The organism is Verrucomicrobiales bacterium (assembly GCA_016793885.1).
GTDB lineage: Bacteria > Verrucomicrobiota > Verrucomicrobiia > Limisphaerales > UBA11320 > UBA11320.
In genome coordinates, this window is record JAEUHE010000012.1 from 38,639 (window position 1) to 54,736 (window position 16,098).

A 16,098-nucleotide genomic window follows, 5' to 3' on the forward strand; every position below is an offset into this window, starting at 1 on the left:
CCATGAAATTGCACACATTTTCTCCGCTCGACACTTCCCGGCGGCACTTTCTCCGCGAGTGCGGTTATGGATTGGGCAAGCTTGGCCTGGCCGGGCTATTGACCGGGCAGCTGGGGCTTTCGGCGGGAGCGAAGATTCTTCCCAAGGATGCGTTGGCCGTGCGCCAGCCGCACTCGGCTCCGAAAGCCAAGCAGGTGATTCATCTGTTCATGGCCGGGGCTCCCAGCCATTTGGAGTTGTTTGACCACAAGCCCGAGCTCGCGCGCCTCCAGGGCAAGCCGATTCCACCGAGCGTGATCGGCGGTCAGCGCTACGCCTTTATCAAATCGGACGCCGCGGTTCTGGGACCCCAGTTCAAGTTCGGGCGGTATGGCCGGTCGGGCATTGAGCTGAGCGAGGTCTTGCCGCATCTGTCCAAAGTGGTCGACGATCTGTGCCTGGTGCGGTCGGTGCGCACGGACCAGTTCAATCATGCCCCGGCTCAGATGTTGTTCCAGACGGGGTTTCCCGTACCGGGCCGGCCGAGTCTGGGTTCTTGGGCGCTGTATGGGCTCGGATCGGAAACCCAAAACCTGCCGGCGTTTGTGGTGATGTCGACGGGGGCAGGGATCAGTGGAGGTCCGGCCCTGTGGTCCAGCGGATTCCTTCCCACCATCTATACCGGGGTCCGGTTTCGTAACTCCGGCGATCCTATTCTGAACATGACCAATCCCGCGGGAGTGGATCGAGTCATTCAGCGAGACACTTTGGATGTGGTGGGGGCCTTGAATCAGGAGCGTTTGGGAGTGGTTGGCGACCCGGAAATCGCAACCCGCATTTCTCAGTATGAGATGGCGTTTCGCATGCAAACCTCGGCGCCGGAGTTGACGGATCTCCGGAGCGAGAGTCGCGCGACGTTGGAGCTGTATGGCTGCGACCCTGACAAACCGTCCTTTGCGCGTGCCTGCCTGTTGGCTCGGCGGATGATTGAGCGCGGGGTGCGGTTTGTGAACATCTTTCACGAGGGCTGGGATGCTCATTCCGATGTAGCCGGCAATGTGAAGGATAATTGTAATAAGACGGATCGGGCATCGGCCGCACTCATCACCGATCTGAAGCAACGGGGGCTTCTTGACGAGACCTTGGTGGTGTGGGGAGGTGAGTTTGGCCGAACCCCTATGGTCGAGACCAATCCGACGTTGGGGCGTGCTCAGGGTCGGGATCATCATCCGCAGGCCTTTTCTCTCTGGATGGCGGGCGGAGGAGTCAAGGCGGGAACGACCTTTGGAGCCACGGACGATCTGGGTTTTCATGCGGTGGATAACCCGGTTCATGTTCACGATATTCAAGCCACGATCCTCCACCTGCTGGGGTTCGATCACGAGCGGCTCACCTTCCATTTCCAGGGGCGGGATTATCGACTGACTGATATCCACGGTAAAGTTGTCGCCGGGCTGCTGGCCTAGCAGCCTGTCGGACTAATCCCCACTGGACGTGAGTCCGGCTTTGAACCTCGTTTGTGCTGAGTTATCTTTTAGGAATCGTCGCGACAGGCTGCTAGATATTTTTCCTGCGGAAAAGAGCCGATTCGCTGTTGGTTTGCTTGAAGCTGGAGCGGGGCAACGGCGTCGGGTTTTGCATGGGTCCCCGCTTCGTCAATATTGATCACGACACACCACTTCCTTTGCCTCCCAATTTGCGTGATCGGGCTCCTTCGGACCACCATAGCCATCCGGACCACGACACCCTCTGCGCCTTCCATCGCAACAACCTGGCTTTGATCGGCCTGATCCGCACGATCCGTCAGTTCGCACTGATTTACTGCTCCTCCGCGTTCTCCGCGTCTCCGCGAGAAAAGATCCCTCTCCTGACTCCGAAGGACTGCCGGAATCTCTCGCGGAGGCGCGGAGAACGCGGAGATGGGGAGGGCTATTCCCTTGTGCATTGTTTGCACGCTCAGGCGCAAGTTTGCGCACCTCTTGCGCGAGACGAGGCCACGCATCGCCTGATTTGTTGGGTTTTTTGCCCTGGAACGAGGATTGCTTAATGGATCTTGCCTCCAATACCGCGGTCGAGTCCGACGATCGGTTTGGTTTGGAACGGTGTTGGGTTCTCTCAGGTTAAGTTTCGCTTTAAGGCGGGATCGCCGGGATGAGACTCTCCGAGTGAAACGATTGGCACAGGCTTGCTCCGTCTATTGCTTTGAAAATGAACACGGGTCTTTGGTCGCTTTCTCAGATTCGGTGGATGGTTTGCGTTGCCTTGCTGGCAGGTGTCAGCGGCGTGGTCGCTAAGGAGGCTTCACAATCCGGGGGGGCTCAGGTTTATCGGCGGACGAATCTCTTCTCGATCCATCTCACCTTCACGCCGGAGCAGTGGGGGGCCATGGAACCAAAGGGTGGCGACCGTGGTCCATTTGGCGGAGGCGGACGAGGGGGCGGTCGGGGTGGATTCGGCCCGGCGATGGTTCTCGCGCCTGGGTTTGTCTCGCAAGGCGACGTCGACCGGAACGGGAAACTTTCCAAAGAGGAGTTCACCGGATTGGCCGATCGCTGGTTCTCCGCGTGGGACAAGGACAATACCGGGCAACTCACTTCTCAGCAGGTCAGCCTGGGGATTTCTGCGTCCATGCCGTTGCCTGGCGGTGGTCCTGGGGGTCCTGGTGGCATGAATCTTCAAGGCGCGGAAGGTAAGCGCAACGGTCTGGCATCGGCTGCCGGAGTTGAGTTCAACTATGTCCGAGCGTCGCTGGCTATTGACGGTCAGGAGTTCAAGGAGGTGGCTGTTCGCTATAAAGGAAATGGGACCTTTATGGAGTCCCGTGGCCAGCTAAAGCGATCGATGAAGATCGATTTGAACGAGTACACCAAGGGGCAGAAGTTCTTTGGCCTGACCACCCTGAACCTGCACAACAACGTGACTGACCCTAGTTGGATGAATGAGCCGTTGAGCTACCAATTGTTTCGCGACGCTGGAGTTCCGGCGCCGAGGAATGCCTATGCTCAGGTGTTCGTGACGGTGCCGGGACAATACGATCGGACCTATCTGGGGCTGTACACTCTCATCGAGAACCCCGACAAAAATTTTGCTGAGGAGCAGATCGGGGAGAAGAAGGGCGCAATCTTCAAGCCGGTGGCTCGGGTTCTGTTTGATGACTTGGGGGACGACTGGTCTCAGTATCAACAGACATTTGACCCTAAGCAGACGTTGACCCAGGAGCAGAAGCAGCGGGTGATCGATCTTTGCAAGTGGGTGTCCCGCAGCAGTGATGAGGAGTTTGCTCAGAACATTCATAAGTTCCTCGATCTTCCCGAGTTCGCCAGCTTCATGGCCGTCACGGTCTGGCTCGCGAACATGGATAGCATCCTGGCTTTGGGACAGAATTTCTTGGTTTACCTGCATCCCAAATCTCAGCAGTTCCAATTCTGGCCTTGGGATCTGGACCATTCATTTGGGCAGTTTCCTATGGTTGGAACCCAGGATCAACGGGAACAGTTGAGCATTCAAAAGCCCTGGCAGGGAGAAAATCGTTTCTTGGAGCGGGTGTTTCGGGTGGAGGCGTTCAAGAAGCTCTACCTGGAGAGGATGTCGCAGTTAAGCACGAGCGTGTTCAGTCCCGAACGAATCCATGGCCAAATTGAGGAGTTGGCCCAGGTGATCCGTCCCTCCGTGGAGAAGGAGTCCCAGGAGAAGCTCGAGGTCTTCAACAAGGTGGTGGCTGGTGAGGCGGTACGACGAGCACGGGGTGGTGGGCCAGGTCCCGGCGGCCCGGAACCGGGCAGGGGCGAAGGGCCTGGGTTTAACCCGGGCATGTTCGGTGACCCTCCCAAGCCGATTCGTACCTTTGTCACCGCGCGTTCTCAATCGGTATCTGACCAATTGGCCGGCAAATCCCCGGGTCTTCAAATCGACCGAATGGGTTTTGGTGGCCGTGGACGGGGAGGCCGGCCGGGTGGACCGGGTGGACCGGGTGGACCGGGTGGACCGGGCGAGTTCATCGGCCGAACCTTCTTCGATGCCTTGGACGCGGACAAGAACGGCTCACTGAGTCGGGCGGAGTTTCGAACTGGATTTTCGAAGTGGTTTGGGGCTTGGGATGGCGATGCCGATGGGGTTTTGACTGAGGACCAATTGCGAGCAGGCATCAATCAAGATTTGAGTCCTTTCCGGGGGCGTTGAGCCGGGTTGGCAGCAAGTGCCCTCGCGAGCCATGAGAGACGGGAGACTTTGACTCCCGGGTAGCGGACCTAACGTTTGGTTGGGAGTGTCGGGAGATGGGGACAAGCTTTCCTGACACTTCACAGGTTGGGTTGTTCCGTACCCGGGAGTCCTTTTTTTGGGGGGGACCGGGAGCCTCACAGCTTGGTTTTGATTCCGCAGGCCCGCATCACGCACCAGCCGCGGGCCGCTTCGAAGAGGACAAATAAACTGGAGGCGAGCAGCACGAGTCCCAGCCAGGGCGCGTAGCTAAATCCGAACCAGGCGCCTGCCAGCAGGGCGAGTCCTCCGGCTCCACGGAGCAGGCGGCCACCGGTGCCGATATTGGGAGAGAAGAAGTGCTGTTTCACGCGGCTCCTTGTTTGGCGGGCCTGCGCAGCTGATCCAGGGTGCTGCAGAGAGCGTTCAGATCGGCGATGAGAAAAGCGCCGATGCTTTCGATAGACATTCGATAGGCTTCTGCGGCTCGTCCCCCCACGATCAATGACACCTCCGGGGGGAGAAGCTGGCGGAGCCGGCGGAGTTCGTGGTCCATCTGCGGGTCATCCTCTGGATACACAATGCTGAGCGCGACCGCCCGGACGCCATTTTGTAGTGCGGCCCCGGCGATCTCTGCCGCCGGCAGGCTGGCTCCCAAATAAATCACCCGCCATCCCAGATTGGTCGCCGCCGCGTACACCAGGAGCGCTCCTAGTTCGTGCAGTTGCCCGGCCGGTGTCGCGACAATCAGCCTTGCGTGCTGATTCGCGCTCACGAAGGGGCTTACCCCTTTGCCCAGGAAGGTTCGAATCACGCCCGTGGCAAAGTGCTCATGTGCCGCAGTGAGTTCCCCAGCGCGCCAGAGGGTGCCGAGACGTTGAACCAGGGGGCCTACCACCTGCTGAAGCAGGCCCTGGGCCCCCAATTTAACATTTCCAGCCTGCAGCGCATGGTTGAGGGCTGTTGAGTCCAGCTCTCGGGTCGCCCTCAGGCATTCTGCGAGGAAGGACTCCGCTGAGCTCAGCGTCTTCTCTTCCTCCCCTAGTCGTGTGCCGCCGGGGGCAGGTTCATTCTCCACTAGGCTCCTGAGCCGTTCCATCTCCAGGCCGGCGACATTTCCTATGCTGTGACCAGCCGCGATAACTTGCTTTAGCAGACTGAGCCGTTCCACCTCGGCCTCGGAATAAAGTCGGCGGTTGGTTTCGGTTCGGGAAGGACGAACTGCCCCATAGCGCTTTTCCCATACCCGGATCACATGGGGGCTTAGACCCGTTCTCTGAGCCACCACTCTGATCGAATGAATCAAGTCCGACATCGTGAGTGATACGTTAGACAAAATGTAAACAGTCCGCAAGTGCCCGTCGCAAAGAATTGTAATGCAGCTCATTATTGCAGGAAATTAATCTGAACAATATATAGACAAACATTTGACATAATCTGTACAGCTGACATATTGATGGTGAAGAGCGGATGTCATGACGGCCCGAGCCTGACCCATGCTCTCTGAATTTTGAGACGAGGAAATGCCTTATGCGAACGAAACGTGCAGTTAAGCGAAGTGCTCCCAAGCGACGTTGCGGCAGTCAGCGCCCTAAAATAGTCAGCAGCCCGATTCGATCCAGTGCCCGGGGCGAAATTCTGTCCCGGACCTCGCCGGGGTTACTCGAGTTAGCGCCTCCTGACCGAGCGATGGAATTGGCTCCGTCGGCGGTGGTGGTCGACGAACCCGCGTCCACTTCTGCGGTGGTGGATGCGGAAGCTTCCTCGGAAACGGTGAAGTGGGCTGCGGCTGACCTGGTGACGCTCTACATGAGGGATGCGGGCAGGGAGCCGCTCCTGACTGCCGAGGAAGAGGTTGAACTTTCCGATCGGGTTCAGCAAGGCGACGACCTCGCTCGAGATCGGATGATCCGCGCCAACCTTCGTCTGGTGGTCAAGATTGCCCGCGAGTATGAGCACCTAGGCCTGCCGCTCTTGGATTTGGTGAATGAGGGAAACATCGGTTTGATGACGGCGGTTGATCGTTTCGATCCCCGTAAGGGCGCCAAGTTCTCCACCTACAGCTCGCTCTGGATTCGGCAGCAGATTCGCCGCGCCGTGGCGAACCAGGGCAAGACCATCCGGCTTCCGATCAATGTGGTGGAGAAAGTCTACCATCTCAGCCAGGCGGCTGCCCGCTTCCGAGGCCAGTATGGCCGAGACGCGAGCCATGAGGAGTTGGCTGCCGAACTCGACATGAGCCCGGCTCGAGTTCGTCAGATCCGCGAAGCTTCTGTTCGGCCGGCCTCATTGGATGCACCTCTGGGTTTGGATGATGCGAACCGCCTGGCGGACGTGATTGCCGACGAGAATGGCGAGCGTCCTGACGAACATCTGGAGCAGAAGAACTCCCTTGAATTGCTTCGCGAAGTCCTTCCCAAACTCCCGAAGCGGCAGGCCAGCATTCTCAACCTCCGGTTTGGGCTCGACGGCAGCAACGCCAAGACGCTTGAAGAGATCGGGGCCCTGATGGGAGTGACTCGGGAACGCATCCGCCAGTTGCAGAATCTGGCTCTTTCGAAGTTGCGCCGGCTGATGCAGCAACGTGATTTGATTTTCGTCGCCGCCTAAAACCTGAGCCAAATCATGAAGCTCGATACTGTTATTGTTGGAGCTGGGCCGGGCGGCCTGGCCACCGCTATCTTGCTGGCTGCCGCCGGTCTTCGAGTGAAGGTTTTGGAGCGCTTGCCGATCGTTGGGGGACGCACTTCCCGCATTGAATCGGAGGGCTACAAGTTCGATTTGGGACCTACCTTTTTCCTTTACCCGAGAATTCTCGATGAGATTTTCCGAGCGGCGGGGACCTCTCTGGACGCGGAGGTGGAGATGGTCCGACTGGATCCCCAGTATCGCATTCAGTTCGGGAGTGGCGGACGGATGGACTGCACGGCGGACATTTCGCGGATGGAGAAGCAGATCGGGGAGCTCTCGCCGGCGGATGTGCCGGGGTTCCGTCGGTTTCTGACCGAGAATCGGGAGAAACTCCAGCAGATTCAACCCTGTCTAGAAAGCCCTTTCCTGGGATGGCAGGACGTGGTGAACCTGCGGTTGCTCAAGCTGTTGCCGGTGGTGCGTCCTCATCAATCGGTCGATGCTTATCTACGCCGTTTCTTCTCCGACGAGCGTGTCCGTCTGGCCTTTTGCTTCCAGTCCAAGTATTTGGGGATGTCTCCTTTCCGTTGTCCTAGCCTCTTTAGCATCCTGAGTTTCTTGGAATACGAATACGGGGTTTTCCACCCCCTCGGTGGATGTGCCGCGGTTACGGAAGCCATGGCTCGCGTGGCAACCCGGTTGGGGGTAGAAATCTGTCTCAACCAGCAGGTTAAGGGCTTCCTTTTGGAGGGGAGAAAGGCCGTCGGGGTCCGCACGGACGAGGGAGAAGTTCGTGCCTCGACCGTGGTACTCAACGCCGACTTTGCTCGGTCTATGAAGCGACTGGTGCCAAATGAGGTCAGGCGCCGATGGACCGACGAGAAGATCGCTCGCAAGAAGTTCTCGTGCTCCACCTTCATGATGTACTTGGGGGTCGAGGGCCAATTTGATCTTCCGCACCACACCATTCACATCTCCGAGAGTTACGAACGGAATTTGGATGAGATCGAGAATCAGCATGTATTGAGCGCCGATCCGAGCTTCTACGTCCAGAACGCCTGCGTTACGGATCCCTCCCTGGCGCCGAGGGGGCACAGCAGTCTGTACGTCCTGGCTCCCGTGACCCACCAGCATCCGAATGTGGATTGGAACCGGGAAAAAGGTCCCTTCCGGGAGCTGCTTTACCGACAGATGGCCAAGGCAGGATACGGTGATGTGGCAGGCCGGGTTAAGTATGAAAAGATCATCACTCCTGACCAGTGGGACCAAACCTACGAAATCCACCAAGGAGCCACCTTCAACCTGGCACACACTCTCGATCAAATGCTGCATCTGCGTCCGCGGAACCGTTTCGAAGATCTGGACGGGGTCTATTTGGTGGGAGGCGGCACGCATCCAGGAAGCGGCCTGCCGGTGATTTTTGAAAGTGCCCGCATCAGCTCCCGTCTCCTGCTGGAAGACTTGGGTCGGTCGGGCTGCATGACAGCCGGTTCCGACGGCGGCGAGTCGGCACTGCCACTCGGAGGTTCCGGGGCGGTCAAATCGGTGCTCCCGGAGACCGCGGGGACCCTCCGTCGGTGGTTTGCTAGTAAGCTTAGCGGGGCGTCGAGTCCGAGCGGCGTCGCCGCATCCACCCCCAGTTCTCCTGCATGATTCTTGACCACGATAGCCGATCTCCCGCGTCCACCCCGATGGTCGACGACCTCGGAGCTGCGATGCGGATCACTCGCTGGGCTCAAACGGTCTGGGCCTGCACTCCAATTCAGCAGCGCCTGCGCATCCTTCGGCGCTTTCGATCGAACGTGGCTGCTGGGGGGGCCGCCATCGCCGGCCTCAGCGCTCAGGTGCGTCAACGTCCCCTCGAGGAGGTTCTGGCCTCGGAAGTATTGCCCTTGGTGGAAGCTTGTCGGTTTTTGGAGCGTGAGGCGGCCTCCGTCCTGGCTCCTCGGCGACTGGGGGCCGCGGGCCGCCCTCTCTGGCTCGGTCGAGTTCGTACCCAGGTGACGCGCGAACCTCTCGGCGTGGTTCTGATCATTGCTCCCTCCAACTATCCACTCTTGCTGCCCGGAGTTCAGTTACTTCAGGCCTTGGCGGCCGGGAATGCGGTATGGGTTAAGCCGGCTCCCAAAACATCCGGTCCCATTCTCAAATTGGCCTCTCTTCTTGTCGAGGCGGGCTTGGATCCGAATCTGATCAAGGTCCTGCCTGAGAGTGTCGAGTCTGCCAGGGCGGCCATGTCGGTGGGCATCGATAAGGTTTTGTTCACGGGATCTTCCAGCGCCGGCCGCGATGTCCTGGCTTTTCTGGCGCCCCGAGGCATTCCCGCGACTGTGGAGCTGAGCGGGGTTGATCCGGTGGTGATCCTTCCCGATGCCGACCTCGATTTAGCCGCCGATGCGCTGGCCTTTGGGCTTTGTCTGAACTCGGGCCGAACCTGCATGGCCCCGCGGCGGGTGTTCGTGCCTGCTGCATTGCTGTCTGCCCTGGAGGAGCGGCTCGCCACGCGGCTGAAGGCTGGTTCGGTCTCCACCCTTCCAAGTCCCCAGATTCTCCTTGTGGACGGGCACCCTCTCCGTCCGGATTCCGTGGAAGCCGGGGCACGGTGGGTGGTGGGCTCGGCGCATCGGGGGCCCGCAGTGCTCAGCGGCATTCGGCCTGACAGCCTGATTCTGCAATCCGAATGGATGTCCCCGCTCTTGGTGTTGGTGGCGGTGGGAGACGAGGACGAGGCCGTTCGGTGCGCCAATGACTGCGCCTATGCCCTGGGGGCATCCGTGTTCACCCAGGACGAAGCCGCCGGCTGGGACCTTGCCCACCGGTTGCGCGGTGGTGTGGTTTCGATCAATGACCTCATTGTGCCGACCGGCGATGCCCGGATCCCGTTTGGTGGCCGCGCTTCAAGCGGGTTCGGTGTGACCCGGGGCCCTGAGGGGCTGCTTGATCTCACCGTGCCCAAGGTGGTCACCCGCACCGCGGGGCGCTTTCGTCCTGCCTTTGCGGCCCCTCAGCCCGGGGATGCTGCGCTCTTCGGAGGCTACCTTCGTTGCGCTCACAGCTTCAGCATTTTCGACCGCTGTGCGGGTCTCTTGGAGATGCTCAAAGCCATGGCTACTCGAAGTCGAAGGAACCAAGATTTATGAAACGTTCAGACGAAACCAAAGTTGGAATTGTGGGTAGCGGTCTCGCTGGTTTGTCAGCGGCCTGCACGCTGGCGGCGCGCGGCTACTCGGTCGTGCTTTTCGAGCGCAACGATTGGCTGGGTGGTAAGGCGGCCCAACTCGAAGGCGATGGCTTTCGCTTTGACATGGGGCCGACCATTCTGACGATCCCCTCGGTCCTGCGGCGGGTTTTCGCGGAGGCTGGCCGGAACATGGAGGATTATCTGGATCTGATCCGACTTGATCCGCAGTGGCGGTGTTTCTTTGACGATGGGTCCAGTCTTGATTTGATCGAGGACACGAAGCAGATGGCGGCCAGACTCGACGCCTTTGCTCCCGGCCGTGGTAGCGGAGCTGGCTATCAAGCGTTCATGTCTCTGAGCGAGCGACTGAACCAGATTTCTCAAAAGTTTTTCTTCTACAAGCCCATTGGTGGGTTGAGTGACATGTTCGACTTTAAGACCTCGTTTGACGCCGGGGTGCTTTCTGATGTTCTCGCCATGCGCATGGGTAGAACCGTGGCGTCCACTGTTCGAGCTTTTAATCCGGATCCTCGCGTCGCCCAAATGATCGACCATTACACCCAATACGTGGGGTCGTCCCCCTACGGCTCTCCGGCGGTGTTGTGTGGGATCGCACACATGCAGACGGACGAGGGGATCTGGTATCCGAAGGGAGGCACCCGCGCCGTTCCGAACGCCCTCTTCAGGCTCGCGCAGGAGCTGGGGGTTGAGTTCCGAATGCAGGCGAGCATTGAGCAGATTCTGCATCGTGACGGCCAAGTGGTCGGAGTGCGGACGGCGGATGGTGAGACGGTTCCTCTGTCTGCGGTGGTTTCGAATGCGGACGCTGTCCGTACGCACCGGGAACTGCTGGGTGGAAAAGTGTCCAGCCGCTTTGAGGGACGTCGCGACTATGAGCCGGCTTGCTCAGGAGTGGTTCTGTATCTTGGCTTGAATCGCAGGTACGAGCATCTAGCCCACCATGATTTCGTGTTCAGCCGCGATCCTCACGAGGAGTTCGATTGGATCTACCGGCGAGGTGAGCCGGCTCCCGACCCGACCTGCTACCTGGCGGCGACGAGCTGCACGGAGCCCGGCACCGCGCCCGAGGGCGGCGAAGCTCTCTATGTGCTGGTGCACACACCCTATCTGCGACCTCACCACGACTGGTCCGCGATGTTTCCCGCTTACCGAAAAGTCATTCTGGAAAAGCTCAAGCGTACTGGCGGCATGAAAGACATCGAGAGTCGAATCGTCTTCGAGCGTGCGTTGACACCACAGGATATTCACGATCGGTATCGGGTCTTGAACGGCGCCATCTATGGGCTGGCGAGTCATGGGCGGTTTCTCGGGGCATTCAAGCCTGGGAATCGATCGCCCGACTTGAAGGGGCTCTATCTGGCTGGCGGCGCGGCCCATCCTGGTCCTGGCATGCCCATGGTGCTCATGAGCGGATGGATCGCAGCGGACACTCTGGATCGCGATGGTTTTGTTGCTCGAGGTGATTCTCGTGGGATGGGAGAGCGAGAGGCTGTTGGAGAGGTGGCGGCTGTGCTGTGAGAACACTTCCCGCGAGTGCGCCGTTGGGACCTGGCCCAGTGAGGGCTGCATTGCCTCCTGCCCGGTTGGAGCCTTCTCAGGGCTCGGAGGTGCGTGTTCCTGCAGGAGGTGGCCGGCCGCCTATTTCGCCCCGGTGGGTTTCCTGGTTTACCCGTTACTCTCGGTGGTATCTCCGCCGGCACTTCCATTCCTTGCGCTGTTGTGTCGGAGATTATCCGGAGCTCCCGAGTCAGGTGCCCTGGGTGGTCTACGTAAACCACGCCTCTTGGTGGGATCCTCTGGTGGGGCTGGTTTTGAAGGATGCCTTGTTCCCCCACCGCCACCTCTATGCTCCCATGGAGCAGGCGGCGGTGGAGCGCTATGCGATGTTCAAGAGGATGGGATTCTTTGGCGTGGAGCGTCGAACCACCCGGGGGGCGATTCGGTTCCTGCGCACGGCGGAGGAGATTCTAGCCTCTCCCACGGCCGCCTTGAGCATCACGCCCCAGGGAAGGTTCGCGGATTGCCGGGAACGCCCCTTGCGGTGCGATCCTGGGCTCGGGGCGGTGGCCTCGCGCAGCCCGGGTGCGATCTTCCTGCCCGTGGCGATCGAGTATGTGTTCTGGGAGGAACGATTGCCCGAGATTCTTGTGCGATTAGGTCGCCCTGATTGGGTGGTGCGGGGCCAGGATGAGAACGGTTCCGTGCGGAGCGTGGCGGAATGGACTTCTTTTTTTGAGGCGCGGATGGCGGCCACGCAGGACGCGTTGGCTGCTGCAGCAAGCCGACGGGATCCGGATGACTTTCGATGCCTGCTGCTAGGTGGGGCAGGGCAGGGGGGTGTTTATGATCTCTGGCGTGCCATGAAATCATGGCTGCGAGGTGAACGCTTCCAGAAGGAGCATGGAGTGAGATGAATTGGGAAACACTAGCTTGGATCGCGTTGGGACTGGCGTCGTGGCCTTTCCTTCTCTTTCTAGCGAACAGCCGCGTCTATCGTCCGCTGCTGCCACTGCCTCAAGAGCCCAATGAGCTGGGGCATCGGCCTGATGCTCTAAACGCTGAGTCAGCGGGAGTGAGCGTCCTGATACCTGCCCGCAACGAGGAAGCAAACCTACCTGCCACTTTGGAGTCGGTGCTCTCCAACGCGGGGGTCGATTTGGAGTTGATCGTGCTGGACGACCATTCGTCCGACCGAACTGCGGCGATTGTTCGAGAATTTCAAGCGCGTGATTCCCGGGTGCGGCTCGAGGCTGCTCCGCCCCTCCCTCCTGGCTGGTGTGGAAAGCAGCACGCCTGCCACGTTCTGTCGAGGCTATCGAACCGGCGCTGGCTGGTGTTTATGGATGCTGACGTCAGGCTCCACCCTCAAGCCTTGCAGCAAATGGTGCGTTTTATGGAGGAGTCGCGGGCGGACCTTGCCAGCGGCATTCCACGTCAGGAGACCGGATCGTTCAGTGAGAAACTGCTGATTCCGCTGATCCACTTCATTCTGCTCGGCTTCTTGCCCATGCACGCCATGAGGCGATCTGCCTCTCCCTCCTTCGCGGCGGGATGCGGCCAACTGTTTGTGGCATGTCGGCGAGCCTACCGAGAGTGCGGAGGGCATTCCAAGATCCCGGCAACATTGCACGATGGTCTTCGCTTGCCCCGAGTCTTCCGGCAGGCCGGATTTAGAACCGACCTCTTCGATGCGACTCCGCTCGCCACCTGCCGGATGTATCGTAATGGCTCCGAGGTTTGGTGCGGGCTAGCGAAGAACGCCATTGAAGGATTGGCTGCCCCCAAGCGGATATTGCCGATGTCTTTCCTTCTCGCGGGCGGGCAGGTGTTGCCCTGGATCGTGGCTCTGGCTGGCTGGAGCGCTTTGGGTAATCTCGAGCGGGGTGCCGCCTTGACCGCTATTGCCCTAGCAATGGTTCCTCGGCTTCTTTCTGTGCGGCGGTATCATCAGTCCCTCGTGGGCGCTCTGCTGCATCCGGTGGGCATCCTGGCGCTGTTATTGATCCAGTGGTTCGCTCTGGTGCAATACGCGCTGGGCCGTCCGGCCACCTGGAAAGGGCGCAGCTATTCACCGGAGAGCGTCCGGTCTCGGCCGGCCTCGGCTGTGGGGACCGCACTGCTCCTGGGCGGGGCTCTGCTGGTGGCTTCCTCGTTCGATCTGCCTAGCTCGGGCGCGGATGCGCACTCGGCGACTGAGTTTCGTCTCGGGCGTCTGACTCTGGACGATCAGTATGGAGCGCGGCATGACCTGTCATTCCCCGCCGCGCATATCACCGTCATGACTTGTGCCGACCGGGAAGGAGCGGCTGAGGTCTCGAAGTGGGTTTCGGCGGTGAAGTCCCTCGGTTACGACACTAACCAGGTGGTCCTCTGTGGGGTGGCGGATGTGAGGAAGGTGCCGTCGGTTTTGCGCGGCATGATCAGGCGCCGTTTTGTCGAGCGTTACACGCATCCCATCTTGATGGACTGGAAGGGGCAGATTGCGGGCCAGCCGTTTCTGAAGTCTGGCTCGGCAAATGTCCTACTGCTGGACCGGACGGGCCGTTTGGTGGGTCTTTTTCTGGGCGAGCCGACCCCGGGTCGCGCCCAGGAGTTGGCCGACTCCATTCGAGCGTTGATAAAAGTTAGACCAACATCCTCATCTCCTTGAAGCCATGATCTTGATCGGCAGATGCAAACGGCTGGTTCACGCAGAGTTGCTGGTTCTCCTCTGGTTCGGGCTTGGAGCCCTACCTCTCGGGGCGTCTGATTGGTTGCAATGGCGCGGGCCAACGCGCGATGGAAAAGTCATGGAGGCCTCCTGGCCCTCCAATTTGGCGGGGCTTAAAAAGACCTGGAAGGTCGGGTTGGGTCCTGGCTACTCAGGCCCGATCATCGCCGGTGACCGGGTGTTTGTGACGGAGACCCGCGACAAGAAAGAGGAGATCGTTCGAGCGCTGGAGCGCCGCACCGGTGCTCAACTGTGGCAGCAGTCCTGGGAGGGGGCTCTGTCCGTGCCCTTCTTCGCCAAGTCCAACGGCGATTGGATCCGGGCCACACCCGCCTGTGATGGCACGAATCTGTTTGTGGCCGGGATGCGGGATGTGTTGGTGTGCCTCGACGTGGTGACCGGTTCCAACCGGTGGAGGCTGGATTTCGTGAAGTTGCTTGGTTCCCCAGTTCCCGATTTTGGGTTTGTTTCCTCTCCGCTTCTGGATGGCGATTCGGTGTATGTTCAGGCGGGGGCGTCGGTGCTTAAGATTCGGAAGGAGGACGGGGAAGTGGTGTGGCGCGCCATGAAAGATGGCGGGGGCATGTGGGGTAGCGCGTTCTCGTCACCCGTGATCGCCACGCTGTTGGGGCGGCGGCAACTTGTGGTTCAGACACGTGAAACGCTGGTAGGCCTGGATCTCGAGAAGGGCAGTGTGCTGTGGTCGAAACCGGTGGAAGCCTTTCGTGGAATGAACATTCTGACCCCTGTGATTGTAGGATCGAACTCCGTGTTGACCAGTACCTACGGGGGCAAGACGATCCTCCATCGACTGGTCGACGGTGCCGGCGGCGTCCAGGTCGAGGAGTCCTGGGTGCATAAGGCGCAGGGTTACATGTCTACTCCGGTGGTGATCGGTGACTTTGCCTACTGCCATCTTAAAAGCCAGCGGGTCATGTGTCTCGAGCTTACCTCCGGCGCTGAACGTTGGACCTCCGATCAAAGCTTTGGAAAGTATTGGAGCATGGTGGCCTCTGGAAGCCGGATCCTGGCCCTTGATCAGAAAGGTAAACTGTATCTGCTGGAGGCGAGTTCGCAGTCGTTCCAGTTGCTCGCTTCAGCGTCGGTATCCGAGCAGGAGTCGTGGGCTCACCTGGCCGTTGCGGGGACCCAGCTTTTCGTGCGGGATCTAGCCAACATTACCGCCTTTTCCTGGTGAGCAGCATTGATTTCCACCAGCCGACGCTGTTAAGTCGGTTTCGTGAAATCGAAGCCTAAAGCGCCCGCGCTCGTTGGTATCATCATGGGCAGCCAGTCCGACTGGGAGACGATGCAACACGCCGCTCTTCAGTTGGCGGATTTGGGCATTCCTTTCGAGGCTCGGGTCGTTTCGGCGCACCGCACCCCGGACCTGCTCTTCGACTATGCCGGCTCCGCCGCGGATCGCGGCATCCAGGTGATCATTGCCGGAGCCGGCGGGGCGGCCCACCTGCCCGGAATGTGTGCCTCCAAAACGGTCCTGCCGGTGCTGGGGGTGCCCGTTGAATCCAAGGCGCTCAAGGGGATGGACTCGTTGCTGTCCATCGTTCAGATGCCGGGCGGGATTCCGGTGGGTACTCTGGCGATCGGAAAAGCCGGAGCCATCAATGCTGCTTTGCTCGCGGCGGCGATCCTCGGCTGCAAGCATGCCAAGTTCAGAAAAGCCTATGCCGACTTTCGCTCTTCACAAACCCGGCGTGTCTTGGCGGACAGCCATCGACTTCCGGAGCCCAAGCGCGGCTGAGTCGATCCTTCGTGCTTGTCCGGGCGAGACCGCAACTAGGAAATCGGCTTGAATCAAGCCTCCGCCTCTCGTCTTCTTTCTCCAAGTCGCCGGATCTATTTCCGGCTGCAACGACCC

At 59.8% G+C, this 16,098-nt stretch carries 12 protein-coding genes; 10 read left to right on the forward strand and 2 right to left on the reverse strand.

The annotated features are described in order from the left end of the window. The first annotated feature begins 2 nt into the window (after positions 1–2). The gene (locus tag JNN07_01425) at positions 3–1,445 is read left to right on the forward strand and encodes a DUF1501 domain-containing protein (GenBank protein MBL9166380.1); all 1,443 of its coding nucleotides are present in this window, start codon (positions 3–5) and stop codon (positions 1,443–1,445) included. Positions 1,446–2,187: 742 nt separating this feature from the next. After that, positions 2,188–4,158 carry a CotH kinase family protein gene (locus JNN07_01430; protein MBL9166381.1) on the forward strand — a complete coding sequence of 657 codons (1,971 nt, stop codon included), beginning with the start codon at positions 2,188–2,190 and terminating at the stop codon, positions 4,156–4,158. A gap of 176 nt (positions 4,159–4,334) precedes the next feature. Here the strand turns inward: JNN07_01430 and JNN07_01435 are convergent, their stop codons facing one another. Then, on the reverse strand, positions 4,335–4,547 hold the full coding sequence (locus tag JNN07_01435; GenBank protein ID MBL9166382.1) for a DUF2892 domain-containing protein: 213 nt from the start codon (positions 4,545–4,547) through the stop codon (positions 4,335–4,337). Continuing rightward, a complete protein-coding gene (locus JNN07_01440) occupies positions 4,544–5,491 on the reverse strand; it encodes a MerR family transcriptional regulator (GenBank protein ID MBL9166383.1) in 948 nt (315 codons plus the stop codon). Before JNN07_01440 ends, JNN07_01435 begins: the two co-directional genes overlap by 4 nt. A 374-nt stretch (positions 5,492–5,865) precedes the next feature. On the opposite strand from JNN07_01440, the gene JNN07_01445 reads away from it, so the two are divergent. The 8 genes from JNN07_01445 (at position 5,866) to purE (ending at position 15,981) form a co-directional block, all read left to right on the forward strand. Beyond that, the gene (locus tag JNN07_01445; protein ID MBL9166384.1) at positions 5,866–6,786 is read left to right on the forward strand and encodes a sigma-70 family RNA polymerase sigma factor; all 921 of its coding nucleotides are present in this window, start codon (positions 5,866–5,868) and stop codon (positions 6,784–6,786) included. Positions 6,787–6,801: 15 nt separating this feature from the next. After that, positions 6,802–8,460, forward strand: a complete 1,659-nt coding sequence (gene crtI, locus JNN07_01450; protein ID MBL9166385.1) for a phytoene desaturase — start codon at positions 6,802–6,804, stop codon at positions 8,458–8,460. Continuing rightward, positions 8,457–9,947 carry an aldehyde dehydrogenase family protein gene (locus JNN07_01455; GenBank protein MBL9166386.1) on the forward strand — a complete coding sequence of 497 codons (1,491 nt, stop codon included), beginning with the start codon at positions 8,457–8,459 and terminating at the stop codon, positions 9,945–9,947. The genes crtI (JNN07_01450) and JNN07_01455 overlap by 4 nt, the downstream gene beginning before the upstream one ends. Further along, a complete protein-coding gene (gene crtI / locus JNN07_01460; protein ID MBL9166387.1) occupies positions 9,944–11,527 on the forward strand; it encodes a phytoene desaturase in 1,584 nt (527 codons plus the stop codon). Before JNN07_01455 ends, crtI (JNN07_01460) begins: the two co-directional genes overlap by 4 nt. A 191-nt stretch (positions 11,528–11,718) precedes the next feature. Then, positions 11,719–12,423 carry a lysophospholipid acyltransferase family protein gene (locus JNN07_01465; protein MBL9166388.1) on the forward strand — a complete coding sequence of 235 codons (705 nt, stop codon included), beginning with the start codon at positions 11,719–11,721 and terminating at the stop codon, positions 12,421–12,423. Next, positions 12,420–14,159: a glycosyltransferase gene (locus JNN07_01470; protein MBL9166389.1), complete on the forward strand. Its 1,740-nt coding sequence runs from the start codon at positions 12,420–12,422 to the stop codon at positions 14,157–14,159. Before JNN07_01465 ends, JNN07_01470 begins: the two co-directional genes overlap by 4 nt. A gap of 4 nt (positions 14,160–14,163) precedes the next feature. Beyond that, positions 14,164–15,417, forward strand: a complete 1,254-nt coding sequence (locus JNN07_01475; GenBank protein ID MBL9166390.1) for a PQQ-binding-like beta-propeller repeat protein — start codon at positions 14,164–14,166, stop codon at positions 15,415–15,417. Positions 15,418–15,501: 84 nt separating this feature from the next. Next, complete coding sequence (gene purE, locus JNN07_01480) at positions 15,502–15,981, forward strand: 5-(carboxyamino)imidazole ribonucleotide mutase (protein MBL9166391.1); 480 nt, start codon at positions 15,502–15,504, stop codon at positions 15,979–15,981. Positions 15,982–16,098: the final 117 nt, after the last annotated feature.